Below are 2,427 nucleotides of genomic sequence, written 5' to 3'. Positions count from 1 at the left end.
GTACCTCAACGTCGATCCGGGCACCATGTCTCCCTTCCAGCACGGCGAGGTGTTCGTCACCGACGACGGCGCCGAGACCGACCTGGACCTCGGCCACTACGAGCGCTTCATCACGACGCGGATGAAGAAGGCCAACAACTTCACCACCGGCCAGATCTACAAGAGCGTGCTCGAGAAGGAGCGCCGTGGCGACTACCTCGGCAAGACGGTGCAGGTGATCCCGCACGTCACCAACGAGATCCAGGAATTCATCAAGCGCGGCGCCGCCTTCGGCACCGAGCAGGCGGTCGACGTCGCGATCGTCGAGGTCGGCGGCACCGTCGGCGACATCGAATCGCTGCCCTTCCTCGAAGCGGCGCGTCAGATGAGCCTGCGCATGGGGCAGAACAACACCGCCTTCGTGCACCTCACCTACGTGCCGTGGATCGCCGCCGCCGGCGAGCTGAAGACCAAGCCGACCCAGCACACCGTGCAGAAGCTGCGCGAGATCGGCATCCAGGCCGATGCGCTGCTGTGCCGCGCCGACCGCCGCATCCCCGACGAAGAGCGCGAGAAGATCTCGCTCTTCACCAACGTGCCCGAATGGGGCGTGATCTCGGTGTGGGATGCCGACACCATCTACAAGGTGCCGCGCATGCTGCATGAGCAGGGCCTCGACGGCCTGATCTGCGACAAGCTGCGCATCAACACCCCGCCGGCCAACCTGAAGCGCTGGGATGCGCTGGTCGACGAGGTCGAGCACCCGAAGCGCGAGGTCACCATCGCGATGTGCGGCAAGTACACCGACCTGTCCGACTCGTACAAGTCGCTGAACGAGGCGCTGCGCCACGCCGGCATCCACAACCATGCCCGCGTCAACATCGAGTACGTTGATTCCGAGACGCTGACCACCGACAACGTGAACCAGCTCGCGCGCTATGACGCGATCCTGGTGCCCGGCGGCTTCGGCAAGCGCGGCGTCGAGGGCAAGATCCTCACCGCCCAGTTCGCCCGCGAACACAAGCTGCCCTACCTCGGCATCTGCCTGGGCATGCAGGTCGCCACGATCGAGATCGCGCGCCACAAGGCCGGCCTTGCCAACGCCAACAGCACCGAGTTCGAGCCCGAGACGCCGAACCCGGTGATCGCGCTGATCGACGAGTGGCAGGACGCCGACGGCTCCATCCAGACGCGCAACGCGAACTCCGACCTCGGCGGCACGATGCGCCTGGGCGCGCAGAGCTCCGACGTGATGCCCGGCACGCTCGCGCACGAGATCTACGGCGATGTGGTCAACGAGCGCCACCGCCACCGCTACGAGGCCAACGTCAACTACCTCGACAAGCTGCGCGAGGCCGGCCTCGTGATCTCGGCGCTGACGCAGCGCGAGAAGCTGACCGAGATCGTCGAGCTGCCGCGCACGGTGCACCCGTGGTTCATGGGCGTGCAGTTCCACCCGGAGTTCAAGTCGACGCCGTGGGAAGGCCACCCGCTGTTCCGCTCCTACATCCAGGCCGCGCTCGCGCACCAGGCTGCGCGCAACGAGCAGCCGCAACCCGAGAAGGCCGCGGCATGAAGCTCTGTGGATTCGAAGCCGGCCTCGACAAGCCCTTCTTCCTGATCGCCGGCCCCTGCGTCGTCGAGACCGAGCAGCTGCAGCTCGACGTCGCCGGCCAGCTGAAGGAAATGACGGCCGCGCTCGGCATCCCGTTCATCTTCAAGTCGAGCTACGACAAGGCGAACCGCTCGTCGGGCACCTCGTTCCGCGGCCCCGGCATGGAGCGTGGGCTGGAGATCCTCGCCAAGGTCAAGCGCGAGATCGGCGTGCCGGTGCTGACCGACGTGCACAGCACCGAGGAGATCGAGCACGTGGCCTCCATCGTCGACGTGCTGCAGACGCCGGCCTTCCTGTGCCGCCAGACCGATTTCATCCGCGCCGTGGCGCAATCGGGCAAGCCGGTCAACATCAWGAAGGGCCAGTTCCTCGCGCCCGGCGACATGAAGAACGTCATCGACAAGGCCCGCGCCGCCGCACGCGAAAAAGGCCTGCCGGAAGACAGCTTCATGGCCTGCGAGCGTGGCGCGAGCTTCGGCTACAACAACCTCGTCAGCGACATGCGCTCGCTGGCCATCATGCGCGACACGAAGGCCCCGGTGGTGTTCGACGCGACCCACTCGGTGCAGCTGCCCGGCGGCCAGGGCACGAGCTCCGGCGGCCAGCGCGAGTTCGTGCCGGTGCTGGCGCGTGCGGCCATCGCGGTCGGCGTGGCGGGCGTCTTCATGGAGACTCACCCGAACCCGGCCGAGGCCTTGAGCGACGGCCCGAACGCGGTGCCGCTGAAGCGCATGAAGGAATTGCTGTCCACCTTGGTGGAACTCGACCGCATCACGAAGAAGAACGGCTTTCTCGAAGCCGATTTCAACTGACCGCCAGAATCACCCTAGCAG

The 2,427-nt window shown here is 66.4% G+C and carries 2 protein-coding genes; both read left to right on the top strand.

All coding sequences use genetic code 11. The features are described from left to right. Positions 1–1,555 (top strand): CTP synthase (pyrG, locus tag AC1D15_RS27065; RefSeq protein ID WP_477828438.1); only part of this gene is annotated, 1,555 nt, incomplete at its 5' end. Beyond that, entirely contained in the window at positions 1,552–2,406 is an 855-nt protein-coding gene (kdsA, locus tag AC1D15_RS27060; RefSeq protein ID WP_477828437.1) for a 3-deoxy-8-phosphooctulonate synthase, read from the top strand. The genes pyrG and kdsA, both read left to right, overlap by 4 nt. The last annotated feature ends 21 nt before the right edge of the window (positions 2,407–2,427 follow it).

The organism is Rhizobacter sp. P2_H2 (genome assembly GCF_056403375.1).
Note: the sequence above shows the minus strand (reverse complement) of the source record. Positions and strands in the feature narration are given on the sequence as shown.